The sequence below is a fragment of the Pseudoalteromonas sp. SR44-8 genome (assembly GCF_014163635.1).
In the GTDB taxonomy this organism is placed as follows: Bacteria; Pseudomonadota; Gammaproteobacteria; order Enterobacterales; family Alteromonadaceae; genus Pseudoalteromonas; species Pseudoalteromonas rhizosphaerae.
The window spans coordinates 1-24,361 of record NZ_JACJDS010000033.1; the positions used below are offsets into that span (position 1 = coordinate 1).

Annotated in this window: 24 protein-coding genes; 18 read left to right on the top strand and 6 right to left on the bottom strand. The window is 41.8% G+C overall.

Going from position 1 to position 24,361, the window contains the following annotated elements; translation table 11 throughout:
- Nucleotides 1-566 precede the first annotated feature (566 nt).
- The 8 genes from H5183_RS15810 (at nucleotide 567) to H5183_RS15845 (ending at nucleotide 10,037) form a co-directional block, all read left to right on the top strand.
- The gene (locus H5183_RS15810; protein ID WP_149980483.1) at nucleotides 567-1,772 is read left to right on the top strand and encodes an aspartate aminotransferase family protein; all 1,206 of its coding nucleotides are present in this window, start codon (nucleotides 567-569) and stop codon (nucleotides 1,770-1,772) included.
- A gap of 88 nt (nucleotides 1,773-1,860) precedes the next feature.
- Nucleotides 1,861-2,877: an arginine N-succinyltransferase gene (gene astA, locus H5183_RS15815; protein ID WP_145238033.1), complete on the top strand. Its 1,017-nt coding sequence runs from the start codon at nucleotides 1,861-1,863 to the stop codon at nucleotides 2,875-2,877.
- Nucleotides 2,878-2,892: 15 nt separating this feature from the next.
- Nucleotides 2,893-4,362 carry a succinylglutamate-semialdehyde dehydrogenase gene (gene astD / locus H5183_RS15820; RefSeq protein WP_145238036.1) on the top strand — a complete coding sequence of 490 codons (1,470 nt, stop codon included), beginning with the start codon at nucleotides 2,893-2,895 and terminating at the stop codon, nucleotides 4,360-4,362.
- Between the two features lie 140 nt (nucleotides 4,363-4,502).
- Nucleotides 4,503-4,850, top strand: a complete 348-nt coding sequence (locus H5183_RS15825; protein WP_149980484.1) for a DUF3802 family protein — start codon at nucleotides 4,503-4,505, stop codon at nucleotides 4,848-4,850.
- Nucleotides 4,851-4,931: 81 nt separating this feature from the next.
- Nucleotides 4,932-5,345: an OsmC family protein gene (locus H5183_RS15830; RefSeq protein ID WP_145238042.1), complete on the top strand. Its 414-nt coding sequence runs from the start codon at nucleotides 4,932-4,934 to the stop codon at nucleotides 5,343-5,345.
- 88 nt (nucleotides 5,346-5,433) lie between these two features.
- Nucleotides 5,434-6,246: an adenosylmethionine decarboxylase gene (speD, locus tag H5183_RS15835; RefSeq protein ID WP_145238045.1), complete on the top strand. Its 813-nt coding sequence runs from the start codon at nucleotides 5,434-5,436 to the stop codon at nucleotides 6,244-6,246.
- A 220-nt stretch (nucleotides 6,247-6,466) separates the two neighbouring features.
- Complete coding sequence (locus tag H5183_RS15840; protein ID WP_182732157.1) at nucleotides 6,467-7,957, top strand: NAD(P)H-hydrate dehydratase; 1,491 nt, start codon at nucleotides 6,467-6,469, stop codon at nucleotides 7,955-7,957.
- Between the two features lie 187 nt (nucleotides 7,958-8,144).
- Nucleotides 8,145-10,037, top strand: a complete 1,893-nt coding sequence (locus tag H5183_RS15845; RefSeq protein ID WP_259397354.1) for a methyl-accepting chemotaxis protein — start codon at nucleotides 8,145-8,147, stop codon at nucleotides 10,035-10,037.
- A 45-nt stretch (nucleotides 10,038-10,082) separates the two neighbouring features.
- Here the strand turns inward: H5183_RS15845 and H5183_RS15850 are convergent, their stop codons facing one another.
- From H5183_RS15850 to H5183_RS15875, 6 genes are all read right to left on the bottom strand, one after another.
- Entirely contained in the window at nucleotides 10,083-10,367 is a 285-nt protein-coding gene (locus H5183_RS15850; RefSeq protein ID WP_149980487.1) for a hypothetical protein, read from the bottom strand.
- A gap of 131 nt (nucleotides 10,368-10,498) precedes the next feature.
- Complete coding sequence (locus H5183_RS15855) at nucleotides 10,499-10,897, bottom strand: VOC family protein (RefSeq protein ID WP_149980488.1); 399 nt, start codon at nucleotides 10,895-10,897, stop codon at nucleotides 10,499-10,501.
- Nucleotides 10,898-11,134: 237 nt separating this feature from the next.
- Nucleotides 11,135-11,548, bottom strand: a complete 414-nt coding sequence (rnk, locus tag H5183_RS15860; protein ID WP_182732159.1) for a nucleoside diphosphate kinase regulator — start codon at nucleotides 11,546-11,548, stop codon at nucleotides 11,135-11,137.
- A 178-nt stretch (nucleotides 11,549-11,726) separates the two neighbouring features.
- Complete coding sequence (gene groL, locus H5183_RS15865; RefSeq protein WP_182732160.1) at nucleotides 11,727-13,373, bottom strand: chaperonin GroEL; 1,647 nt, start codon at nucleotides 13,371-13,373, stop codon at nucleotides 11,727-11,729.
- Nucleotides 13,374-13,420: 47 nt separating this feature from the next.
- Nucleotides 13,421-13,708 (bottom strand): co-chaperone GroES, encoded by a 288-nt coding sequence (locus tag H5183_RS15870; RefSeq protein ID WP_054204533.1) that lies wholly within the window; start codon nucleotides 13,706-13,708, stop codon nucleotides 13,421-13,423.
- A gap of 153 nt (nucleotides 13,709-13,861) precedes the next feature.
- Nucleotides 13,862-14,338 (bottom strand): FxsA family protein, encoded by a 477-nt coding sequence (locus H5183_RS15875; protein ID WP_182718924.1) that lies wholly within the window; start codon nucleotides 14,336-14,338, stop codon nucleotides 13,862-13,864.
- A gap of 211 nt (nucleotides 14,339-14,549) precedes the next feature.
- Between H5183_RS15875 and cutA the strand changes: the two genes are divergently transcribed.
- The 10 genes from cutA to hfq all read left to right on the top strand — a co-directional run bounded on the left by cutA (nucleotide 14,550) and on the right by hfq (nucleotide 24,351).
- Nucleotides 14,550-14,870, top strand: coding sequence for a divalent-cation tolerance protein CutA (gene cutA, locus H5183_RS15880; protein ID WP_182732161.1), 321 nt, complete (start codon nucleotides 14,550-14,552; stop codon nucleotides 14,868-14,870).
- The gene (locus H5183_RS15885) at nucleotides 14,870-16,699 is read left to right on the top strand and encodes a protein-disulfide reductase DsbD (RefSeq protein ID WP_182732162.1); all 1,830 of its coding nucleotides are present in this window, start codon (nucleotides 14,870-14,872) and stop codon (nucleotides 16,697-16,699) included. Before cutA ends, H5183_RS15885 begins: the two co-directional genes overlap by 1 nt.
- A 227-nt stretch (nucleotides 16,700-16,926) precedes the next feature.
- A complete protein-coding gene (aroQ, locus tag H5183_RS15890) occupies nucleotides 16,927-17,379 on the top strand; it encodes a type II 3-dehydroquinate dehydratase (protein WP_145238079.1) in 453 nt (150 codons plus the stop codon).
- Between the two features lie 33 nt (nucleotides 17,380-17,412).
- Nucleotides 17,413-17,874 carry an acetyl-CoA carboxylase biotin carboxyl carrier protein gene (gene accB, locus H5183_RS15895; RefSeq protein WP_182732163.1) on the top strand — a complete coding sequence of 154 codons (462 nt, stop codon included), beginning with the start codon at nucleotides 17,413-17,415 and terminating at the stop codon, nucleotides 17,872-17,874.
- A gap of 26 nt (nucleotides 17,875-17,900) precedes the next feature.
- Nucleotides 17,901-19,241, top strand: a complete 1,341-nt coding sequence (accC, locus tag H5183_RS15900) for an acetyl-CoA carboxylase biotin carboxylase subunit (protein WP_145238085.1) — start codon at nucleotides 17,901-17,903, stop codon at nucleotides 19,239-19,241.
- A 128-nt stretch (nucleotides 19,242-19,369) separates the two neighbouring features.
- The gene (gene tsaE, locus H5183_RS15905; protein ID WP_182732164.1) at nucleotides 19,370-19,843 is read left to right on the top strand and encodes a tRNA (adenosine(37)-N6)-threonylcarbamoyltransferase complex ATPase subunit type 1 TsaE; all 474 of its coding nucleotides are present in this window, start codon (nucleotides 19,370-19,372) and stop codon (nucleotides 19,841-19,843) included.
- A gap of 29 nt (nucleotides 19,844-19,872) precedes the next feature.
- Nucleotides 19,873-21,216 carry an N-acetylmuramoyl-L-alanine amidase gene (locus H5183_RS15910; RefSeq protein ID WP_145238092.1) on the top strand — a complete coding sequence of 448 codons (1,344 nt, stop codon included), beginning with the start codon at nucleotides 19,873-19,875 and terminating at the stop codon, nucleotides 21,214-21,216.
- A gap of 16 nt (nucleotides 21,217-21,232) precedes the next feature.
- Nucleotides 21,233-23,080 (top strand): DNA mismatch repair endonuclease MutL, encoded by a 1,848-nt coding sequence (gene mutL / locus H5183_RS15915; protein ID WP_182732165.1) that lies wholly within the window; start codon nucleotides 21,233-21,235, stop codon nucleotides 23,078-23,080.
- Between the two features lie 10 nt (nucleotides 23,081-23,090).
- Complete coding sequence (gene miaA, locus H5183_RS15920) at nucleotides 23,091-24,008, top strand: tRNA (adenosine(37)-N6)-dimethylallyltransferase MiaA (RefSeq protein WP_149980497.1); 918 nt, start codon at nucleotides 23,091-23,093, stop codon at nucleotides 24,006-24,008.
- A 79-nt stretch (nucleotides 24,009-24,087) separates the two neighbouring features.
- The gene (gene hfq, locus H5183_RS15925; protein WP_064668197.1) at nucleotides 24,088-24,351 is read left to right on the top strand and encodes an RNA chaperone Hfq; all 264 of its coding nucleotides are present in this window, start codon (nucleotides 24,088-24,090) and stop codon (nucleotides 24,349-24,351) included.
- Nucleotides 24,352-24,361: the final 10 nt, after the last annotated feature.

Here is a 24,361-nt window from a genome sequence, read left to right on the forward strand (position 1 = left end):
AAGGCTGTACTTAATATTTTTCTTAAGTACCTACCTATGACATGGATGTAAGTAAGGGGCGTGAGCAGGACGCGGAAGCTTTGCTCAATTTTTACTTAGCCCACTAGGTTACAAATCTCGCGCCGTGATTAAATCGCCCCTAATTTGAACAAATTTTAATCCTGAAAGGTCAACACGCCCTTATTTCATAAATTTTTTGTTAATTTTTTTACGACTATTCATTCATTATTAATATCTACTCTTACCCATATTTTATCTTGCAAAGCTCTGCCTGGTGGGTGGTGGGGCAGCGATATAGAATAAACAACCCCATAATTCGTTATTCAGATAGTTATTCACTATCTCTGAAATTATATCTCAAAGCCTTTAATAACAAGGGCTACATGAAAGTTTTATAAGAGACAATAACGAAAAACTCTGAAATAATGATTATCTGAAAATTGAACCAGAGAGTATTTTTTGGCGATGTGAGCTATGCTGATTTACGCCAAAGGAGATGGTACAACAGTCTATCATCAAGCCTATTTTTTAAACTTTCTGTAGGATCACAATTAAGAGGATATAAAATGACAGTCAATCGCGAATTATTTGATCAAGTAATGGTTCCTAACTACGCACCTTCAAGCGTTATTCCTGTTCGTGGCGAAGGCTCACGTGTATGGGATCAGCAAGGTCGTGAATATATCGATTTTGCCGGTGGTATCGCTGTTAACTGTCTAGGTCATTGTCATCCAGCATTGGTTAAAGCATTAAAAGAGCAAGGCGAAAAAATCTGGCACCTATCAAATGTAATGACTAATGAGCCAGCACTTCGTTTAGCTAAAAAATTGGTAGATGCTACATTTGCTGAAAAAGTATATTTCGCCAACTCAGGCGCAGAAGCAAATGAAGGCGCACTAAAATTAGCGCGTCGTGTTGCGCTTGAAAATTTTGGTGAGCAAAAATCGCAAATCATCGCTTTCAATAAAGGTTTCCATGGCCGTACATTCTTTACTGTAACCGTGGGCGGTCAAGCTGCTTACTCTGATGGTTTTGGTCCTAAGCCGGGAGATATCGTACATTGTGACTATAACGATTTAGCCGCATTTGAAGCACTAATCTCTGATAACACATGTGCGGTAATGATGGAGCCATTACAAGGAGAAGGCGGCATTATCTCTGCTACTGACGAGTTTGCTCAAGGTGTACGCCAGTTATGTACTAAACATAACGCATTACTTATTTTTGATGAAGTACAAACTGGTGTCGGTCGTACTGGCGATCTTTATGCATACCAAGGGTTAAATGTAGTACCTGATATTTTAACTACTGCAAAAGCACTTGGCGGCGGTTTTCCAATTGGTGCAATGATCACCACGACAGAGATTGCTAAGCACCTTAAAGTCGGTACTCATGGTTCTACTTATGGCGGCAATCCGTTGGCATGTGCTGTTGGTGAAGCAGCCTTTGATACTGTGAATACACCAGAAGTATTAGCTGGCGTAAAAGCAAAGTCAGCATTGTTTAATGAATTACTAACTGCAATTAACGATAAGTACAACGTTTTCTCGGAAATTCGTGGTCAAGGTTTATTAATTGGTGCTGTGGTTAATGAGCAGTTTAAAGGTCGTGCTAAAGAGTTTTTAGTAGCAGGAACCGCTGAGGGTGTGATGTCGTTAGTCGCGGGTGCCGATGTGGTGCGTTTTACTCCATCTTTAGTGATCCCTGAAGCGGATATCCGTGAAGGGATGGCGCGCTTTGAAAAAGCCGTAGCCAACGTTGTGAACGGTTAATCAACACCTCTAATCATAATAAGGGCAAGTAGCAAGCTTGCCCTAATATTCTTAATTTACCGTTATTTATAAGGGAGCAAGCGGACTCATGATGATCCTTCGCCCAATCCAGCAATGTGATTACCCAGCTTTATTGAAAATTGCCCACGAATCAGGACATGGTTTTACCTCTTTACCTAATAACGAAGAGTTATTACAAAAGAAGATAGCTCATTCAATAAGCTCATTCGCAAAAAGTGCATCTCATCCGGGTGATGAAGGTTACTTGTTTGTTCTTGAAGATAGCGAAACAGGTGAAGTAGTCGGTACCTCAGCAATTGAAGCTGCGGTTGGTTTAGATGATGCGTTTTATCACTATCATTTAAGTAAAGCTATTCATTCATCTCGTACATTGAATGTTTATAAAGCGGTTGATATTTTAACCTTGTGTAATGATTACACTGGAGCAACTGAGCTTTGTACGCTGTTTTTAAAAGATGGTTACCGTAAAAATAATAACGGTAAGCTGCTTTCAAAAGCACGTTTTATGTTTATCAAGCAGCACCAAGAACGCTTTGCTGAAACCGTAATTGCAGAAATGCGCGGTGTTTCTAACGAACACGGCAGTAGTCCATTTTGGCAATGGTTAGAAGAACACTTTTTCTCGATGGATTTTCCAACAGCTGATTACTTAACCGGTATTGGCCAAAAAGTGTTTATTGCTGAACTAATGCCAAAGTACCCAATTTACGTCAACTTATTAAGTAAAGAGGCGCAAGCCGTGATCGGCAAGGTGCACAATAATACGCGCCCTGCGATTGAACTACTGAAAAAAGAAGGCTTCACCTTTAATGGCTACGTTGACATTTTTGATGCTGGCCCAACGGTAGAAGCAAAAGTAGATAATATTGCAACTATTCGTAATGCCAAAAACTTTACCGTAAAAATCGGTGAAAACAGCGGCGAGACGGCTATCATGCTAGCGAATGACAAACTCAATGATTTTAGAGCAACCGTTGCACAACTAAACCTTGATGAAACAAGCTCTGAGTTGACTTTGCCACAGGCAATGGCCGATGCACTGCACTTACAAGCTGGCGATATAGTTACCGCAACACGTATATAATTTAGGAGAAAGTACATGACTCATCCTGCACAATTTATTAATGGTCAATGGTCGCAAGGCCTAGGCGATGCATTTAATTCAGTAAACCCAGCCAATAACGAAATTATTTGGCAAGCAAACTCAGCCACCAGTGAGCAAGTAGACACCGCTGTTAACTCTGCGCGTGCAGCATTTTATAGCTGGGCTGATAAATCATTTGCAGAACGTTTAGCGATTGTAAAAACTTTTGCCGAAACCCTAAAAGAGCACAGCGAAGAGCTTGCTGTTGTAATAGCCCAAGAAACGGGTAAGCCGTTATGGGAAACTCGCACTGAAGCGGGTGCTATGGTCGGTAAAATAGCTATCTCTGAAAAAGCATTTTTAGAGCGCACTGGCGACGTAGAAAACCCAATGCCGCAAGGTCGTGCAATGATCCGCCACAAACCACATGGTGTAGTGGCGGTATTTGGCCCTTATAACTTCCCTGGTCATTTACCTAATGGCCATATTGTGCCTGCACTTTTGGCGGGCAATACCGTGGTGTTTAAACCATCGGAGCTAACTCCAGCTGTTGCTGAGCTAACGCTTAAGTTATGGGAAAAAGCAGGTTTACCAGCAGGGGTTATTAACCTAGTACAAGGCGAAGTAGCCACAGGTAAGGCTCTTGCTGCTCACAAAGGTATTGATGGCTTATTCTTTACCGGTTCATCACGCACAGGTCATATTCTGCATGAGCAGTTTGCCGGTCAACCAGGTAAAATCTTAGCATTAGAAATGGGTGGTAACAATCCACTGATTATTACTGATGTTGCTGATACCAAAGCCGTTATTCACGATATTATTCAATCAGCATTTATCTCAAGTGGCCAACGTTGTACCTGTGCACGCAAGCTGTTTTTACCAGCAGGTGAGCAAGGCGATGCAATTTTAGCCGGTTTAATTACCGCGACTAAAGCCATCAAAGTGGGCAACTACGATGATGTAGAGCAACCGTTTATGGGCTCGATGATCTCATCAGCTGCGGCCGCTGGTATGGTAAAAGCACAGCAACAACTCGTTGAGCTTGGTGCTGAAGTATTGGTTGAGCTTAAGCATACTGAAAATACAGGTTTTGTAACGCCTGGTATTATTGAGTGCACAGATGTTGCTAACTTCCCAGATGAAGAGCACTTTGGTCCACTATTAAAAGTATTCCGCTTTACAGATTTTGATAGTGCGATTGATAAAGCCAACGATACCAGCTTTGGTTTGTCTGCGGGTTTACTCAGTGATAATGCGGCAGATTACGACCATTTTTTACGTCGTATCCGTGCTGGTATTGTTAACTGGAACCGCCCAATCACCGGTGCCTCAAGTGCAGCTCCTTTTGGTGGTATTGGTGCATCAGGTAATCATCGTGCAAGTGCTTACTATGCAGCTGATTATTGCGCATACCCAGTTGCCTCTGTTGAACTTGAAAAAGTAGCAATGCCAGCAACATTAAGCCCAGGCTTAAAAATCGATTAATCGATTTTGGTCAAATAGTAATAAATAACTAAAAAAGCAGCCAAGGCTGCTTTTTTTGTATTGGTTAATGCTCAAAGGTAGCAATTAAAAGCGCTTTCTGCTTAAATCAATACAGTCGTTTTAATTAGGTGTGGATAATTATGGTTTTAGATAGGCAAGGATATGATGACCTCATCATGTATCTTACTCAAAATTTAGCATTATTTGAGAAGTCCGGCGAAATAAAACCAGGCGCTCCTACTATTATGGAGCTAATAGAAGATGATATTGCTGAAAATGTTATGTTGTTATGCCAGCAACACACAGAGCTTTCTACTGAACAACGTAGTCAAATCGTGCGTGAAGTAGATGGCATTGTATACGACTTACAAGAAGTCCTCAGCAGCGTCACCAGTAATCAAGTGACAATAGAGCAACATGCATTTATCGATGAATTTGCCGCATTGGTAAAAAACCTCTTTGATAGCGCAGTTGTCGAAAGTGCCTGATCATTCCAATTATCGTTTTTAATTTGCAACTGCGTGTGACTTCCTTACAATCAAGGAAATAACTTCTTTGAGAGTAATAAAATGCAAGCGAATGTGAAATGGGTTGAAGGCGATACTTTTTTAGGGCGTTCTAATTCTGGTCACAATGTTGTGTTTGATGCTGGTAGCGATAGCGCCGCACCAAGCCCAATGGAAATGGTATTAATGTCAGTTGGCTGCTGTTCATCGGTTGATGTAGTCAGTATTCTAAAAAAAGCTAAACAACAGTTTTCAGATGTGCAAGTGCAATTGAGTGCTGAACGCGCAGAGTCCGCTCCGCGAGTATTCACTAAGATTAACTTACACTTTGTTGTGACTGGCGATAACGTTTCAGAAAAGCACCTTGCGCGTGCCGTTCAACTATCTGCAGAGAAGTATTGTTCAGTAGCATTAATGCTTGATAAAACAGTAGAAATTACCCACACACACGAAGTTATACAAGAACAGGGAAAATAACGCTTTTTCCTGAGGTGAAATTCGTATAAAATCCGCGAACTTTTCATTCTGCTCTGGCAGATTTCACTTGTTTATAGGTTGGTTTATCATGAACAAACCCTTCGATAAAATTAAACTTCATGGCTTTAATAACTTAACCAAAAGTTTAAGCTTTAGTATTTACGATATTTGCTATGCAAAGACTGAGCAACAACGTAAAGAATATATTGAATATATCGACGAACAGTACAGTGCTGATCGACTAACCGATATTTTAGGTGAAGTAGTAGACATTATCGGTGCGAATATTTTAAATGTTTCGCGTCAAGATTACGATCCTCAAGGTGCTAGTGTAACAATTCTGATCTCAGAAGAGCCAATTGAGCAGCAGCAAACTTATGAAGTTGATGAAGCACCAGGACCATTACCTGAAACAGTTGTTGCTCATTTAGATAAAAGCCACATCTGCGTTCATACCTATCCTGAAGCTCACCCTGATGATGGTATTTGTACTTTCCGTGCCGATATCGAAGTATCGACCTGTGGCATTATTTCGCCATTAAAAGCGTTAAACTTCCTAATTCATAGCTTAGAATCAGATGTTGTAACAATTGACTACCGAGTACGTGGTTTTACCCGTGACGTAGATGGTGTTAAGCACTATATCGATCATGCGATCAACTCAATTCAAAACTACATGACCGAAGATACCAAAGAAGCGTACCAAATGATGGACGTGAATGTGTATCAAGAAAACTTGTTCCACACTAAGATGATGCTAAAAGAAACAGACCTAAATACTTATTTATTTGGTGTTACTACGAGTGATTTATCTGAAGACGAAGAAGAAGCAATTCGTTCTAAATTAACACGTGAAATGCAAGAAATCTTTTACGGCCGTAACCTGCCGGAAGCAGAATAAACTCACTTAATTAGTAAGTTTTAAAAAACGGCGCGCAATGTAAATTGCGCGCCGTTTTTTATTAAAGTTGCTAAATGCAGCAACAAAAGCAAACGAAAAGACCATCCTTCCTAAGTATACCTCCTAAATTAGCCTGAAAATGTTGGTGACGACATTCCTTGACGCTAGCAGCTGTGGCTAATAGTCTAAGTAAACAGCCCGTCTTCCATTATGGATCAATATGCAGAATCAAGGCCTAGCACAGCAACTATTTTTGGCAAAGCAGGTGAGGGAGCACGAAGCAAAAGCAGCGACCTTGGCAGGCGTTAGCATGTTCACTTTGATGGAGCGCGCAGGGCATGCGGTATTCTCGCAGTGTATCGAGCATTTTCCGAATGCTCAGCGCTACTTTATTCTGGTCGGTTATGGTAATAATGCGGGCGATGGCTATATTGTGGCAAGCCTTGCCAAGCAAGCCGGTAAGGAAGTCATTGTACTTGCAGCCGATACCAGTAGACATCTCACCGGGGATGCGCTTACAGCTCAGCAACGTTGGCAAGCATTGGGGGGCGAAGTTGAAAGTTACACGCAAGGTCGCCTCAATAATGCCGATATTATTATTGATGGTTTGTTAGGTACCGGAATTAATAGTCAAGTTCGTCCGCCATTTTTAACGATGATTGAAGATGCCAACGCGCAACCTAGCGCAATAGTGGCAATTGATTTACCTTCAGGCATAGACGCCGACACCGGGCAGCCACTTGGCATCGCTATTCAGGCTACTATTACCGTTACTTTTGTGGGGATTAAACAAGGCTTAGTAACCGGTGCCGGGCGAAGTGCTGCAGGAAAAATCATTTTTAATGATTTAGGGATCGCAGAATCATTTACCAAGTTAGTGGATGCTAGCGCAACACTTATCAATATCACTAGTTTTAAACCACTTGCTGCACGAAGTCGCAATAGCCATAAAGGGAACCACGGCAAGCTGTTATGCGTCGGTGGGAATCAAGGTACTAGCGGGGCCATTCGTTTATCAAGTGAAGCAGCACTTCGTACAGGCGCTGCAATGGTGCGTGTTTATACTCATCAAAGCAGTGTACAAGTCGTTAGTAGTGGTCGCCCTGAATTAATGGTCAGTTGCGACAGTTTATCCGCAGCCCTTGAATGGGCAAATTGTGTCATTATTGGTCCAGGTCTTGGTCAGGATAGTTGGGCGAAAACGACATTTGAGCAGGTTATACAATATTGCTTAGCAAATAATTTACCATTAGTTATTGATGCTGATGGTTTAAATTTGTTGGCTAAGCATGCTTTAGAGTATCGCCTTAAAAATTGCATAATAACCCCGCATGCTGGTGAAGCCTCACGGCTAATGAAAGTTTCAATTGCTGAGATTGAAGCAAATCGTTTTCAATCTGCTACGGATTTAGCTAAACGTTATACCAGTACCAGTGTGCTGAAAGGCGCGGGTAGCCTGATCGCCAACGGGCAGCAAACTTGGTTGTGCGAAAATGGTAATCCAGCGCTTGCCGTTGGTGGCAGTGGTGATGTGCTTACCGGCATCATAGGTGCGTTACTTGCTCAAGGTTTCGCTGTTGATCAAGCCGCATGTTACGGTGTGACATTGCACGCTAAAGCAGCCGATATTTTGGCAGAACGCGAAGGGGAGCGCGGTATGTTGCCAAGTGATTTATTTGCTATTGTTAGGCAGCTCATTAATGGTAAATAGCGGTTAAATATACTTTTTGGTCACTATTTTTAGGAACTCGTTTTGCTAAATACAGCACAGTCCCTATACTCTAATTTGCGCGGCTATTATTTACTACTGAGGTAAAAAGAAGATGTTGATACAAAAAAAAATGTACCTAGGGAGTTTTCTGCTGCTGTTGTTTGCTTTAATTATTCTGTCAGGAATAATGCAGCTAGTTGTTACGCCAATCATTAAAAATGACGCTATATCCAGCGCAAAATTACAAGCAAAGGTGATCGGCGAATCGTTAGCAAAAGATTTAGCTAAAAGTGCCACCTTAACGCAAAGCTTAGCCGTGGTAGCCGAGACTTTGCCATTGCAGCAGGCGGCCTTTATTGAAAATATTGCTCCTTTGATTGCAAGTGGCAAAGGTATTGCGGGTGGTGGTATTTGGCCTGAGCCGAATAAAATGCTGCCTTCAGCAGCAAAGGCATCTCTTTTCTGGGCGAAAACAGGTAATGGCCAATATAAACTTTTAGATGATTATAACCAGCCCGACAGCAGCGCGTATCAACAAGAAACCTGGTATAAAAATGCCATTAACGCTAATCGGGGTGAGTGCGTTTGGTCCGAAGCTTATGTAGACACGGTATCGAATGTACCGATGGTTACCTGTTCCGTGAAAATAATCCGTGATAACCAATTTTGGGGGGTTGCCACCTTAGACGTTGAACTGGCATCTATCGAAAGCTCATTGATCGCAGAGAACAATGCTACGGGCACCTATAACTTTATTTTAGATAGCGCCGAGCAATTAGTATCGATTCCATCGATACGCAATACTAACTTAGCAATGATGAGCCTTACTCAGGTTGCCAGTAAAGACAGTAGCTTAAAGCCGTTGGTCAGCGCCTTGCAAAACAGCAATACAACTGTTGCTGAATTTTCGAGTGGTGTGGTTAATAATGACGAATCTATTTTAGTAACTTACTCATTGGCAGAGCAAAATTGGCGCTCAGGGGTTATTATTCCTGCCGCAATTGCCAAGAAAACCGTTAACACCCTCACTTATTATTTATACAGTTCATTTATCGCCCTTATTCTCGCTTTTGTATCAGTATTACTGATTTTTGGTAATCGCCTGGTGCAGCAAATTAACACCACCACAGAGCAAGTTAGAATGTTGGTGCAAGGTCGCACGAATTCAAAACTGGCCGTGCGTGGAAGTGATGAAATGAGCCACTTATGCGAAGCGATTAATGATTATGGCGATCATCTGATTAAGATTTTAGAACAGATCCAAGCAGAAGCCGCTGCGGTTAAAAACAACGCTGAAGCGATGGATAACTTAAGTAATAACAGCCAAATTCGTACGCAAGAGTTAATGGAAGAAAACAACATGTTGGCTGAGGCAATTCATGAAATGTCGGTAGCAGCCTCATCAGCCTCACAAGATGTTTTGAGCGTTGCAGATATTACTACGCAATCAGCTGATTTAGTGAATTCTGGTTTTGATGTTATTGAGAAGAATGCCGAATCAATCCAGTTATTATTTGATAAATTAACGGAATCATCAGATGCCATTTCACGGATTGCACAAGACTCAAAACAAGTGGGCTCGGTGCTTGATGTGATCATGAATATTTCAGAACAAACTAATCTACTTGCGCTTAATGCCGCCATTGAAGCTGCTCGAGCAGGTGAATCAGGGCGTGGTTTCGCGGTAGTGGCTGATGAAGTTAGAACTTTGGCACATCGTACTCAGCAATCGGCTGGCGAGATTGAAACCATGATCAGCCAATTGCAAGAAGCCGCTAGTCGAGGGGTTAACGTTATTGGAGAATGCCGTGAATACTCTGAAGTAGTGAACGAGCGCTCAGCAACAACACGTGCACAGTATGAAAGTATTGTTACCGCGTTTAATGATATTAAAGAGCGTTCATCAAGCATTGCCGTAGCGACTGAAGAGCAATCACAGGTAACCGAAAATGTGAAAAACTTGGCAGAGCGAATTCGTGAGATCTCTGTGCAAAATGCCAGTGATGCTGAAGAATTTCGTAGCGTCAGCAAAGATTCAAATAGCCAAGCACAGCGTTTATATCAAATTAGTCAGCAATAATGTGATTCATTGATAGTGTTTTTCAAGCATCGTTAGCTGAGAATCTCAGCGCGATGCTTCACCTTCGTCCTCTTCTGGTGGATCGCCGGAGTCTTCTTTGCGTTTACGTTGCTCTTGTTTGGCTTTTTGTACATTCTCAAATTGCGGGGGTGGAATAGGGAATAACGAAATAAGCGGAAAGAACGACAAAAATAAAAAAGCCCCTCGTGACATGGTTTTACCCCACACAACTATTTTTACCATTGACCACAATATCACCAGTAACAATAACGTCACTACACCAAGGTGAACTAATAATGTTTCAATGCTAACTTTGTTTAATAAATCCATTTGTTTTTAATATGGTTACTAATAGTTAGTTAATGAGGGTTAATTGAACAATATCAAGTCAACCAGAGGTTCCATATTAAGCGCCAGTAGGTTGTGATTTATCGCGATTAGTGACCTCTCACAGACTGCTTTTAATTTAATTGTAGTAAGTCCCATTTATTACCATACAAATCTTCAAATACCACAACGGTGCCGTATTCTTCTACGCGGGGCTGTTCATTAAAGTTAACGCCATTTTTTTGCATTAATTCATAATCTCGCCAAAAGTCATTGGTATGTAAAAATAAAAACACTCGGCCCCCAGTTTGGTTGCCCACAGCCTCTAACTGCTGTTGAGTACTTGCTTGTGCGAGTAATAAATTAGTGCCATTAGAGTTAGGTGGTGATACTAATACCCAGCGTTTGCCATTACCCTGATCAGTATCTTCGATTAAATCAAACCCCAGTTTTTGAGTGTAAAATGCAATCGCATCATCATAATTCCCTACAACTAATGCCATGCTACCTATATGCTGTTTTATGTTTGTCATTGTCCTACCTTGAAATAATGCAGTGCTTAAAGATGCTTTTTAGCATATAAGAAAATATAACCCGAGGACAAAAGGCTGGTACGTTAAGTGCGGTGCTAGATTTATCAGTAGGTCTGACTTCAGCCAGAAAGCTTTTCCCGATAAATCTGGACTTACGTGTGGCTGGCGCTAGGTTTTAAACTTATTATCTTTAAAAACAAAACCCAGCTTTCACTGGGTTTTTAATAACACTAAATATTATCGATGTAACTCACCGGCTCGTTCTGGCTGATAAGTGATTGCTTTTATTTTTACTTTTATGAGACCGCTACTTGGTTTTGGCCATTCAATTTCATCACCTTGCGATAGACCAAGTAAGGCGCTACCAACAGGGGCTAAAATTGATATTTTATCAGTACTTGCATCAGCATTTTTTGGATACACTAAGGTCTTAGTGAATTCTTCTTTAGTTGATTCAACGATAAAGTTTACCGTTGAGTTCATAGTAACCACTGTCGAAGGCACATCTTTTGGCTCAACGATTGTTGCGCGGCCAAGTTCAGCTTCAAGTTCTTTTTCGCCAGCAAAGCTTCCTGCTGGTAATGATTCCATTAAATCATACAATCTATCAGCATCGAGTGACGAGATGATCAGTTCAGGCTTTTTATTCATCTTAATATCCTTAATTATGGCTTATAAATAAAATTAACTCTGAGTATGGTTTTGGCATACAGTTAAAAAGCACTGCAATACGCTGGAGTCATTTTATTTGCTACTTTATCGTTGCTCTTAAAGCTAAAAACCCAGCCGAAGCTGGGTTTTTATTTTAGCTAGATGGTTAGGAGATGAATTACATCATGCCGCCCATACCACCCATGCCGCCCATGCCTCCCATATCAGCGCCGCCAGCTTCATCCTTTGGGATTTCAGCTACCATTGCTTCAGTGGTGATCATAAGGCCAGCAATCGAGCCTGCAAATTGTAGTGCAGAGCGCGTTACTTTTGTTGGATCTAGGATACCCATTTCAATCATGTCGTTGTATTCGCCAGTTGCTGCGTTGTAACCGAAGTTACCCGTGCCGCCTTTAACTGTGTTAATAACAACAGACGCTTCGTCACCTGCGTTGGTAACGATTTGACGAAGTGGTGCTTCCATAGCACGTAGTGCTACTTTGATACCGTGGCTTTGATCTTCGTTGTCACCAACTAAATCAACAAGTTTGCTTGCTGCACGTACTAGTGCAACACCACCACCAGGCACTACGCCTTCTTCAACCGCAGCGCGAGTTGCATGAAGTGCATCTTCAACGCGGTCTTTTTTCTCTTTCATTTCGATTTCAGTAGCAGCACCTACTTTGATTACCGCAACACCGCCGGCAAGTTTAGCCATGCGCTCTTGTAGTTTCTCTTTATCGTAGTCTGATGTTGCTTCTTCGATTTGTGCTTTGATTTGCGCAACGCGACCGTTGATGCCAGCTTCTTCGCCTGCACCATCGATGATAGTTGTATCATCTTTAGTGATAACTACGCGCTTTGCAGTACCTAAATCTTCAACTGTTGCTTTTTCAAGTTCCAGGCCGATTTCTTCAGAGATAACCGTACCACCAGTTAATACTGCGATATCTTGTAGCATTGCTTTACGACGGTCGCCAAAACCAGGTGCTTTAACTGCTGATACTTTAACGATACCGCGCATGTTGTTAACAACTAGAGTAGCTAGTGCTTCGCCTTCAAGGTCTTCAGCAATGATAAGTAATGGTTTGCTTGCTTTAGCAACGGCTTCTAATGTAGGTAGCAACTCACGAATATTAGAGATTTTTTTATCTACAAGTAGAATAAATGGGTTATCTAATTCAACAGCGCCTTTTTCTGCGTTGTTGATGAAATACGGAGATAAGTAACCACGGTCAAACTGCATGCCTTCAACAACATCTAGTTCGTTTTCAAGTGATTGACCTTCTTCAACAGTGATTACACCTGAATTACGGCCTACTTTTTCCATTGCTTCTGCAATGATGTCGCCAATTTCTTTATCAGAGTTAGCTGAAATAGTACCCACTTGAGCGATTGCTTTTGCATCGGCACATGGTACTGAAAGTTCTTTTAGCTCAGCAACAGCTGCGATGATTGCTTTATCAATACCGCGCTTAAGGTCCATTGGGTTCATGCCCGCAGCAACCGCTTTTAAGCCTTCGTTTACAATTGACTGTGCTAATACTGTTGCAGTAGTTGTACCGTCACCGGCTGCATCGTTTGCTTTAGATGCAACTTCTTTAACCATTTGTGCGCCCATATTTTCAAACTTGTCTTCAAGTTCGATTTCTTTTGCCACTGATACACCATCTTTAGTGATCACTGGAGAGCCAAATGATTTGTCTAGGATTACGTTACGGCCTTTAGGACCTAAAGTTACACGAACTGCGTTTGCTAAGATGTTTACGCCAGCTAGCATTTTAGCGCGTGCGTCACCTGCAAAAAGTACTTCTTTTGCTGCCATGATTAATTTCCTCTGAATTCTGAATGTTTGTTAAACGAAAAGTAGCTTTAGCCTACAATGCCTAAAATATTGTCTTCACGCATGATCAGGTACTCTTGACCTTCGATCTTTTCAGCTTTTTCAACATATGAGCCGAATAACACAGTGTCACCGACTTTAACTTCTAATGCTCTCACATCACCGTTATCTAGAGTACGGCCATTACCCACTGCAACAACTTTACCGCGGGTTGATTTCTCAGCCGCAGAACCAGTTAATACAATACCGCCAGCAGATTTGGTTTCTTCTTCTAGGCGCTCAACGATCACGCGATCATGTAAAGGACGAATGTTCATTTTATTTAGTTCTCCTAACAGTTTCTGAACAGGACAGAAAAAAGCTTTATATGTACCAGTTCGCATTAAACCCTGTGGTTCAAGGCAATTGATTTAGTTGTACTCAGTAATGGGGGTATTGCTTCAAAACCCAAGTGATAAAAATTAAAATTTTTAATCTTTTCTCTCGTACTCACCATCAATAGTGGTCGGCTCGCTCATTTTGCGAGGTTCTGGCTCTGCATGAGTGTGCTGATTAAATGCTGTTGGACCTTGTTGCATGCCTGCACTCATACGTACAGTTGCTTGACTAGCAAGGCCTGCAGCTAGTTTATTGCGAATGGCCGGGGTCAATAATAAAAAACCGAATACGTCGGTCATAATGCCTGGAGTTAGCAATAATATGCCGGCAATAATCACACATAAACCGGTAAATAATTCTTTGGCTGGCATTTGCCCTTGCGCCATTTGTGTTTGCACATTTTGCAGTGCGCCCATACCTTGTGTTCTAACTAATTTTGCGCCGAATATTGCGGTTACAATAACCAGTGCAATAGTGGCGAATCCACCAATTACATCAGCTACTTGAATTAACAACGCAATTTCAATAATTGGCACGAGAATAAATAATAAAAACAAAAATCTAAACATAAGGCTCTCTAAATAGTGATCACTCAGTTGAGTTGATGAAATATAAATATGGGTTATCAGGTCTTTTTTCAAGGCTAGTGGTAAAGCAGTGTTGGCTAAATAGCCTGAACTCTGATTAAGCGATTTATTATCCGCAGTTTAGGTTAACTACACTTTGCCTTAGCTATCAGCTACTATGGCATTGGGCAGAGCAATCAATCAAAGGTTCAATATGACGACTCATTTTCGACTTATTTTTACCACTTGCGCAGATGTAAGTGAGGCACGCTCCATAGCTGAGCAATTAGTTAAGCTTAAATTAGCTGCGTGTGTGAACATTCTGCCAAATGTGGAATCTGTTTATATGTGGCAAGGAGAGGTTGCTTATGCAACCGAGTGTAAATTATTAATTAAAACAAAGTCAGAAAAAATGAATGAATTGATTCAAACTATCAAGCAATTACATAGTTATGAAATTCCTGAAATACAGGTTATTGATGTGGCCACTGGCAATTTAGCCTATTTTAATTGGATGGATGAGGTACTTAATTAATGCGTTGTTTTCTTTTATTGCTTTGTGCGCTGTCGTTAATGCCAGCAAAGGCTGCAACTAATAATTTATTAAGTGATTTGCTGCAGCCCGCAGAGCAAACATTTTTACCTGTTGATCAGGCATTTTCATTTGATTTTGATCAGCAAGGCAGCACACTTTTTGTTGGTTGGGATATTGCGCCGGGTTATTACCTATATAAAAAGAAGCTAGAAATTATTGGTAAAGGTGCTGATATTGAAGTGCCTGATCTTGGTAAAGGCGTGATCATTGAAGATGAGTTCTTTGGCAAAACAGCAGTGTTTTTTGATTCACTCAGTGTGATCAGCAAGCTAAGTAATATAGCTGAAGATGGCGTAATTAAAGTACGTTATCAAGGCTGTGCTGAAGCAGGGCTATGTTACCCGCCAGAAATCATCACCATTCCATTGAGTATGATTGCCGGTGAAATCCCTGCAACTGATAATGCAACAGCAGGCAATGCATTAGCTGCGCTTAGCGCTGAATCAGCGGCTGCTACAGAAGATGTTGTAACGCAAGAAGATGACTTAGAAAAAGAATTAAACTTTACTGAAAAACTGGCCTCGCAAGGTTTGTTAGCGAACTTAGCGATTTTCTTTTTGGTCGGTATTGGCTTGGCATTTACGCCATGTGTATTTCCGATGTTTCCTATTTTGTCGAGCCTAATTGCAGGACAAAAAAATCTTTCCACTAAAAAAGCTTTTGCGCTTTCTTTTGTTTATGTGCAGGGTATGGCCGTTACGTATGCGGCGCTGGGCCTTGTGGTTGCATCACTTGGTGGTCAAGTGCAAGGTTATTTGCAGCACCCATATGTATTGATTAGTTTTAGTTTATTATTCGTTTTACTCGCTATGTCGATGTTTGGTTGGTACGAAATAAAGCTCCCTAGCGGCATGATGAATAAGCTCACACAAGTAAGTAATAATCAAAAAGGCGGCAACTACATTGGCGTGTTTTTAATGGGGGTTTTATCGGGCTTAATTGCGTCACCTTGTACCACTGCACCGTTATCAGCTGCGCTATTGTTTGTTGCGCAAAGCGGCGATTATTTAGTTGGCGGCTTAACTTTGTATGTGCTGAGTTTAGGGATGGGTATTCCGCTGCTGTTATTAGGCACTTCCGGCGGTAAATTATTGCCAAAAGCAGGCGGCTGGATGGAACAAGTTAAAACCCTGTTTGGTTTTATCATGCTGGTAGTGCCATTGATCTTGCTTGAACGTATTGTCGATGCAGACATCATATTACTTATGGCGGGCTTATTAGCATTAGCAACGGCCTTGTATTTACATCATTGGCAGAGCGCTCAAACACAAGGTAAGTTAAAAACTGCATTGTGGTTTGTTGCAACGTTATTAGTTGTTAGCGGTGTGAGCTTAACTAAAAACTATATATGGCCAACAGCGCAAGTTGTTAGTGCCGCAAATGGCGAGCAACAAGAGCGCGGCTTTAAATTAGTTGCTGACTTAGCTGAGCTCAAACAAGCAATAAATGATGCAAACAGTGATGGTCGTTTAGTGATGGTCGATTTATATGCAGATTGGTGTACTGCGTGTAAAGAGTTCGAGAAATACACTTTTCCTGACGCTAAAGTACAAGGTGAGTTTGCAAACTTTGAGTTGTTAAAAATTGATTTGACCGAAAGTGATGATAAAACAATTGCTGTAATGGAAGAGTTTACGGTATTTGGTTTACCCAGTATTTTGTTTTTTGATACACAAGGTGAAGAGCTTGCAGCACAGCGTGTGACGGGCTTTTTAAATGCCAAGGACTTTGCTGAGCATTTAGCTAAAGTGAGAAATAGCGCTAAATAAACGTTTTTCGCACCGCTATTTTAAACGCCACTTTATATGAGTGGCGTTTTTGTTTTTGTGGTGGCTACTAGTGATTAGACCAGTATTTTGCTGCTATTTACATCGAACTGGCTATAATAGGTGGTTAACGTGAGAAATACTTGCTATTTTAGTTTTTCCCCTCTACATTTTGCGGGGATTTCTAATCAAAATGGCTTAACTCATTATTTATAGGATTATCGCGTATTATGGCTGCAAAATTTAAACTTTTAGTTATAAATGGCCCTAACTTAAACATGCTGGGTAAGCGTGAACCAGAAAAATACGGTTTACAAACACTGAGTGAGATTATGAGCGAACTAACTGAGTTTGCGCATGGTCTAGATGTTGAGCTAACGCATTTTCAAAGTAATAGTGAGCAAGCTTTAATTGAGCACATACATAGTGCATGGCAGGTCATTGATTACATTATTATCAACCCAGCGGCATTTACGCATACAAGCGTGGCTTTACGTGATGCGTTACTGGCTGTTGATATCCCGTTTTTTGAAGTGCACTTAACTAATGTGCACACGCGGGAAGCGTTTCGTCATCATTCATATTTTTCTGATGTGGCGCAGGGCGTGATATGTGGATTAGGCGCAATGGGTTATCGCGCAGCACTTGAAGCTGCGGTCAATCGGTTGCAAAACTCGAATTAATTTTAAACTAACAAACTAACAGGCGGGTCGTTCATGGATATTCGCAAGATCAAAAAACTAATTGAACTAGTAGAAGAATCAGGTATTGCTGAATTAGAAATCACCGAAGGTGAAGAATCAGTACGTATCAATCGTAATAATATGAGTGCAGGTCCTGCTTACGCTCCGCATTATGCACCACAGTACGCACCAGCACCGGCTCCAGCCCCTGCAGCTGCACATGTTGCAAGCGCAGAAGCGGCAGCACCTGCCGCTCCTACTGGCCATCAAGTATTATCGCCAATGGTTGGTTCTTTCTATACAGCAGCTTCTCCTGAAGCGCCTTCATATGTAGAAGTGGGTTCACAAGTTAAAGTAGGTGATACGCTTTGTATCATCGAAGCGATGAAAATGATGAACCAAATTGAGTCAGATAAAGCGGGCACCGTGAAAGCGATTTTAGTTGAAAATGGCGAGCCAGTAGAATTTGATCAACCTTTATTCATCATTGAATAATAGCGCAACCTAAAAGGCCAACTCTAATGTTAGATAAAGTAGTCATTGCAAACCGAGGTGAAATTGCACTTCGTATATTGCGCGCCTGCAAAGAGCTTGGGATCAAAACGGTTGCTGTGCATTCAACGGCGGATCGCGATCTTAAGCATGTATTGCTTGCAGATGAAACAATATGTATTGGTAGACCTTCTGCCACTGAAAGTTACTTAGACATTCCGCGCATTATTGCGGCAGCTGAAGTAACCGATGCAGTTGCTATCCACCCGGGTTATGGTTTCCTTGCAGAAAACGCTGATTTTGCTGATCAAGTTGAACAAAGTGGTTTTGTGTTTATTGGTCCGCGCGGCGACACGATTCGTCTAATGGGCGATAAAGTATCTGCAATCGAAGCAATGCGTAAAGCTGGCGTACCATGTGTACCAGGTTCAGATGGTCCGGTATCGGATGATAAAGACCGCAACATGCAAATCGCTAAACGTATCGGTTACCCAGTGATCATCAAAGCCGCTGGTGGCGGTGGTGGTCGTGGTATGCGGGTTGTTCGCAGTGAAGCTGAGTTAATTGACTCAATCGCTTTAACGCAACAAGAAGCAAAACAGTTCTTTGGTAATAGCATGGTTTACATGGAAAAATTCCTTGAAAACCCACGTCATATCGAAGTTCAAGTATTGGCTGACGGGCAAGGTAATGCTGTTCACTTAGGTGAACGTGATTGTTCTATGCAACGTCGTCATCAAAAAGTAGTCGAAGAAGCGCCAGCACCAGGTATTACTGCTGAAGTGCGTAAGTTTATCGGTGAGCGTTGTACGCGTGCATGTATCGAAATCGGTTATCGTGGTGCGGGTACATTTGAGTTCTTATACGAAAATGGTGAGTTCTATTTCATTGAAATGAACACTCGTATTCAGGTTGAGCATCCAGTGACAGAAATGGTTACCGGTGTTGATTTGATCAAAGAGCAGTTAAAAATTGCAGCGGGCCAACCACTATCATTCACGCAAGACGATGTCGTTATTCGTGGTCATGCAATTGAGTGTCGTATTAATGCTGAAGATCCTGAAACGTTTATCCCGTCACCGGGTAAAATTACGCGTTTCCACCCAGCAGGTGGTTTAGGTATTCGTTGGGACAGCCATATTTATGCTGACTACACAGTGCCACCACACTATGATTCAATGATCGGTAAATTAATTACTTACGGTGAAAACCGTAATGTAGCAATTGCCCGTGCACGTAACGCATTGAATGAGCTTGTGATTGACGGTATTAAAACTAATACGTCATTACATAAGCGCATCTTAGCGGATGAAAACTTCCAAAATGGTGGTACTAATATCCACTATCTTGAGAAAAAATTAGGTCTATAATCCTAATTACAAAAAAAACCGGCAACTTTGCCGGTTTTTTTGTGTCTATAAGTGTCGATTCTCGCCTTAGCAAAATAATCTGGTATGATTAACAAGTTATCGTTTTTAATACTATCCATGAGGTTAGAATGACGCACTGTGTTGGTTTTCAACTCGCTGATGAAGCTGCAACGGTTAAAATGGGCAATCAACTTGCTGTGCTAATGGAGCAAGGTGCAGTTATTTACTTACACGGTGATTTGGGAGCAGGTAAAACCACTTTAACACGTGGTGTGATCCAAGGCTTTGGTCATCAAGGTAAAGTTAAGAGTCCAACTTATACGCTGGTGGAGCCATATGAGTTGGCAACGGCCAATGTTTATCATTTTGATTTATATCGTTTAGGCGACCCAGAAGAATTAGAATACATGGGTATTCGAGATTATTTTTCGCCAACAGCTATTTGTGTGGTGGAATGGCCTGAAAAAGGCGGCGAGTTTATCCCAACACCAGACTTAGATATTACTTTACGATATGTCGGCGATGCACGAGCAATTGAGATCCAAAGCATTAGCCCGCGTGGTCACAGTATCGTGGATAAACTCAAAAACCATAGTGAATAACAACAAATAACAAGGGTGTGAAGATACCGATGAGTCGAGTTGTCATAAAGTGGATGGGTGCTTTTTTGCTGTTAGCAATCAGTGCTAATCTCTATGCACAAAATACTATCAATAGTGTACGGGTGTGGCCATCGCCAGATAGTACGCGGGTAGTATTCGACTTAACGGATAAGCCCGACTTCAGTTATTTTATGCTAAAAAATCCACTGCGCTTAGTGGTCGATTTAGAAAATACAGATAAAATAAAAGACCTACCAACTATTCCCAGTAAGCATCAAATCGTCAGTAAACTACGTTACTCGAAAGCGAAAAGCAGCCAGGGGGTACGATTTGTTTTTGAGCTTACAGGGGCCGTTAAACCGGTGATTTTTGCACTGGCGCCAACGGGACCTTATAAAAATCGTTTAGTGGTCGACTTATATGACAAAAATCAAGCCGAGCCAGTAGCTGCAACGAGTAATACTGCGGTTAAAAAGCGTGAGCTTAATCAACAACGCGATATTATTATTGCTATTGATGCAGGCCATGGCGGCGAAGACCCTGGGTCAATTGGCCCCTCTGGTACTTATGAAAAAGATATCACACTACAAATTGCCAAACGCTTAGAGCGGATGATTGATGCTGAGCGCGGGATGATTTCGCGAATGGTGCGAAGTGGAGATTACTTTGTCAAACTTAATACCCGCACTAGCCGTGCAAGGCAGAAAAAGGCTGACTTTTTAGTTTCAATTCATGCGGATGCATTTACTAGCCCGCAACCAAATGGCGCCTCTGTTTGGGTGTTATCACTTCGTCGTGCTAATTCAGAAATTGGTAAATGGATAGAAGATAAAGAAAAACATTCAGAGCTACTCGGTGGTGCTGCTGGAGTGATTAAAGACACGGCCAGTGAAAAGTACTTGGCGCAGGCGCTGTTGGATATGTCGATGGATCATTCGATGAAAACCGGTTTCAGCGTTGCTGAAGGCATGGTTCATGAGCTTAAAAAGGTCGCTAAGTTACATAAAAAAGAGCCGCAAGCGGCTAGCCTAGCGGTATTAAAGTCACCAGATATTCCATCTATTTTGGTCGAAACTGGGTTTATTTCAAACCCGCGAGAAGAAAAACTATTAAAAAGTGCTAATCACCAAGAGCGCTTAGCGAAAGCAATATTTACTTCTATCAAAAGTTATTATCTTAAAAATCCTCCGGATGATTCGCTGTTTGCGTCGTTAAAATCGCAATATCCTACTAAACATAAAGTTCGCCCTGGTGAGTCGTTAAGTTTGTTAGCTAGTCGCTATGGGGTATCTGTAGGTAAGCTTAAACAAGTCAATCAATTAAAATCTAATACCTTGTTTATTGGTCAAGAGTTAGACATTCCGCAAAGTTAAAATCGTTAGGATCAGTATGAGCATTGAAATATTACCCGCGCGATTAGCTAACCAAATTGCTGCGGGCGAAGTGGTTGAGAGACCCGCATCTGTGGTCAAAGAACTCGTTGAAAATAGCCTAGATGCAGGCGCAACACGTATTCAAATTGATATTGAGCGCGGCGGTCATAAGCTTATTCGCATTCGTGATAACGGCTCAGGCATTGATAAAGACGAGCTCACGTTGGCGCTTTCTCGTCATGCTACTAGTAAATTAAAGTCCCTTGATGATTTAGAAAATATTTGTTCTTTGGGCTTTCGCGGCGAAGCATTGGCGTCCATTAGTTCGGTATCGCGTTTGACGCTTAGCTCAAAAACCAAACAGCAAGAGGCGGCTTGGCAAGCATTTGCACAGGGGCGAGATATGGCGGTGCAGATTAAACCCACTGCTCACCCTGACGGGACCACCATTGAAGTTAAAGACTTATTTTTTAATACGCCCGCTAGACGTAAATTTTTACGCACCGAAAAAACCGAATTTACTCACATTGATGAGTTAATAAAGCGTATTGCCCTGAGCCGTTTTGATGTGTCAATTACCCTCACCCATAACGATAAAGTAGTGCGTCAATATCGTGCTAAAACCGACCCTGCACAGGCTATTGCTCGGGTCGCTCAGGTTGCAGGTAAAGCCTTTGCTGAGCAGGGGTTATATATTGAGTCAGGCGATACAGGCTTGCAGCTACATGGTTGGGTGCTACCAGTTGGCTCGAGTAATACTACGCAATATACCTATGTAAATAATCGTATGATGCGCGATAAGCTTATTTCTCATGCCATTCGCCAAGCGTTCGAAGAAGTCGCAGGCCAAGAAGAGCTACCGGGCTTTGTTATTTATATCGACATTGATCCGCGTCAAGTGGATGTAAACGTGCATCCTGCGAAACACGAAGTGCGTTTTCATCAAGGTCGCTTAGTGCATGATTTTATTCTGCAGGCAATTAAACAAGTCGTGGTGCCGCTTCAAGATGAGTTTGCTGGTGTTACTCAGCATGTTGATTCGCAACACAGCGATGCTAAAGCAGCGCATACAGCAACACCCGCTCACTCCAGCAATACAGCAGGCAGTTTGTTTGATTATCCTAAGTCGCACTTACAACCAGCGGAGCAAGCTCGCTACGGTGCTAATTTAGCACCTAGTGGTGGTGGATATACAGGTTCAAGCGAGCGAAGTAAGCAAGCGAGCCGGACAAATCATCAAGATGTGAGTGCGTTTTATCAAGGGGTCAATGAGCAACACGCCAGCCATTTTGATCAACCTATTGGCGTTACTCAAGAAGTAGCACCATTGTTACAGACGCAAAGTGCGCAGCCGTTGCTGGTACAAAGTGATGGCGGTTGTGTATTTAGCCTGCAACAGCAATTATATTGCTCACACTTTAAATATTTATTAGTCAATGATTGGCTTGAGCTTATTGCTGAGCAAGGCAGCTTAGAAGGAAAAGCCTTACTATTGCCTGTGCGAGTTAATATCAGTAAAGAAGACAGCCAAAGCTTAACACAGCAACAATCATGGTTTACCTTGCTGGGCTTTGAGTTATTGATTGAAAAGCAATTTGTGATGGTTAAAAAGTTGCCACAGAGTTTGTATCTGCTTGATGTGAGCCAAGCCGTAGATGCGCTATTAAAAGCCACTAAGGCTGAGCTTAATAGTGTGGAGCAATGGCTAAACTGGCAGCTTAGCCAAGTGCCCGAGCGCTTTTTTGCCAGCCAAGCTTTTGCCTTGGCGGTTACGCGAATGCAAAATAATCCGCAAACAATCCAGCGTTTATCTGCAAAAGCAGTTAAAATAGATTTAAGTTATTTTTTAGCACAGTTAGATTAAGGTTATCGAGTTGAGTAATTTACCGGTCATTTTTTTAATGGGCCCAACCGCTGCAGGCAAAACTGCATTAGCAATCGCCTTATGCCAACATTTAAAAACTGAAATAATCAGCGTCGATTCAGCCTTAGTGTATAAAGATATGAACATAGGTACGGCAAAACCTGATCAACATGAGTTAGCGCTTGCGCCACATCATTTAATTGATCTAATCGACCCTAGTGAAAGTTACTCAGTAGCTGATTTTCGTCGTGATGCAATTGAAAAGATTGACCAATTTCACCAACAAGGTAAAGTGCCTGTATTAGTTGGTGGTACAATGATGTACTTTAAAGCGTTAATTGATGGATTATCGCCATTACCTGAAGCATGCCCAGTGGTACGAGCAGAGCTTGAGCAACAAGCCAAGCAACATGGCTGGCCGGCACTTTATAAAGAGCTTGAGATAATTGATCCGCAAGCGGCACAAAAAATGAGCGAGAATGACTCGCAACGCATTAACCGCGCCCTTGAAGTTTACCGATTAACGGGTAAAACAATGACTGAATTACAAAAAAGTAAGCAGCCGAGTTTACCGTATACTTTTCATCAATTTGCTATTGCGCCTGATGATCGCGCCGATTTACACCAGCGAATTGAACAAAGGTTTAAAATAATGCTTGAGCAGGGGTTTGAAAATGAAGTTTCATCCCTATATCAACGTAAGGATTTACACCCTAACTTACCTTCCATTCGTTGCGTGGGTTATAGACAAATGTGGGATTACATTGCTGGCGAGATTGATTACGATGAAATGGTCTTTCGCGGTATTGCAGCAACACGACAGCTTGCTAAGCGTCAATTGACGTGGTTAAGAGGTTGGCCCGATGTAACGTGGTTAACAACGGGTGATGAAGAAAACTTGCAACGTGTTGTAAGTTCGCTAAGCTAGTAGTAGTTGAAATTTTTTAGCTTTGTTAAATGAGTTCAGCCACTTAATTATAATAACACCTAGAACGAAGGAAAATAACATGGCAAAAGGCCAATCGTTACAAGACCCATTTTTGAATGCGCTACGTCGTGAGCGTATTCCAGTATCAATCTTTTTGGTTAATGGCATCAAACTACAAGGTAAGATCCAGTCATTTGATCAATTTGTTATTTTACTAGAAAACACCGTGAATCAAATGGTGTATAAACATGCGATTTCTACCGTAGTTCCTGCTCGTGCTGTTAACTTCCAAGGTATTCAAGGAAGCGAAGACGGTGAAGAGCCTGAAGCTGGAAATTTTTAAATTAGGAGCA

Bases quoted from the DNA above. Each gene is read 5' to 3' on its own strand.
- H5183_RS15810 (WP_149980483.1), top strand. From the start codon at position 567: ATGACAGTCAATCGCGAATTATTTGATCAAGTAATGGTTCCTAACTAC.
- astA (WP_145238033.1), top strand. From the start codon at position 1,861: ATGATGATCCTTCGCCCAATCCAGCAATGTGATTACCCAGCTTTATTG.
- astD (WP_145238036.1), top strand. From the start codon at position 2,893: ATGACTCATCCTGCACAATTTATTAATGGTCAATGGTCGCAAGGCCTA.
- H5183_RS15825 (WP_149980484.1), top strand. From the start codon at position 4,503: ATGGTTTTAGATAGGCAAGGATATGATGACCTCATCATGTATCTTACT.
- H5183_RS15830 (WP_145238042.1), top strand. From the start codon at position 4,932: ATGCAAGCGAATGTGAAATGGGTTGAAGGCGATACTTTTTTAGGGCGT.
- speD (WP_145238045.1), top strand. From the start codon at position 5,434: ATGAACAAACCCTTCGATAAAATTAAACTTCATGGCTTTAATAACTTA.
- H5183_RS15840 (WP_182732157.1), top strand. From the start codon at position 6,467: ATGCAGAATCAAGGCCTAGCACAGCAACTATTTTTGGCAAAGCAGGTG.
- H5183_RS15845 (WP_259397354.1), top strand. From the start codon at position 8,145: ATGCAGCTAGTTGTTACGCCAATCATTAAAAATGACGCTATATCCAGC.
- H5183_RS15850 (WP_149980487.1), bottom strand. From the start codon at position 10,367: ATGGATTTATTAAACAAAGTTAGCATTGAAACATTATTAGTTCACCTT.
- H5183_RS15855 (WP_149980488.1), bottom strand. From the start codon at position 10,897: ATGACAAACATAAAACAGCATATAGGTAGCATGGCATTAGTTGTAGGG.
- rnk (WP_182732159.1), bottom strand. From the start codon at position 11,548: ATGAATAAAAAGCCTGAACTGATCATCTCGTCACTCGATGCTGATAGA.
- groL (WP_182732160.1), bottom strand. From the start codon at position 13,373: ATGGCAGCAAAAGAAGTACTTTTTGCAGGTGACGCACGCGCTAAAATG.
- H5183_RS15870 (WP_054204533.1), bottom strand. From the start codon at position 13,708: ATGAACATTCGTCCTTTACATGATCGCGTGATCGTTGAGCGCCTAGAA.
- H5183_RS15875 (WP_182718924.1), bottom strand. From the start codon at position 14,338: ATGTTTAGATTTTTGTTTTTATTATTTATTCTCGTGCCAATTATTGAA.
- cutA (WP_182732161.1), top strand. From the start codon at position 14,550: ATGACGACTCATTTTCGACTTATTTTTACCACTTGCGCAGATGTAAGT.
- H5183_RS15885 (WP_182732162.1), top strand. From the start codon at position 14,870: ATGCGTTGTTTTCTTTTATTGCTTTGTGCGCTGTCGTTAATGCCAGCA.
- aroQ (WP_145238079.1), top strand. From the start codon at position 16,927: ATGGCTGCAAAATTTAAACTTTTAGTTATAAATGGCCCTAACTTAAAC.
- accB (WP_182732163.1), top strand. From the start codon at position 17,413: ATGGATATTCGCAAGATCAAAAAACTAATTGAACTAGTAGAAGAATCA.
- accC (WP_145238085.1), top strand. From the start codon at position 17,901: ATGTTAGATAAAGTAGTCATTGCAAACCGAGGTGAAATTGCACTTCGT.
- tsaE (WP_182732164.1), top strand. From the start codon at position 19,370: ATGACGCACTGTGTTGGTTTTCAACTCGCTGATGAAGCTGCAACGGTT.
- H5183_RS15910 (WP_145238092.1), top strand. From the start codon at position 19,873: ATGAGTCGAGTTGTCATAAAGTGGATGGGTGCTTTTTTGCTGTTAGCA.
- mutL (WP_182732165.1), top strand. From the start codon at position 21,233: ATGAGCATTGAAATATTACCCGCGCGATTAGCTAACCAAATTGCTGCG.
- hfq (WP_064668197.1), top strand. From the start codon at position 24,088: ATGGCAAAAGGCCAATCGTTACAAGACCCATTTTTGAATGCGCTACGT.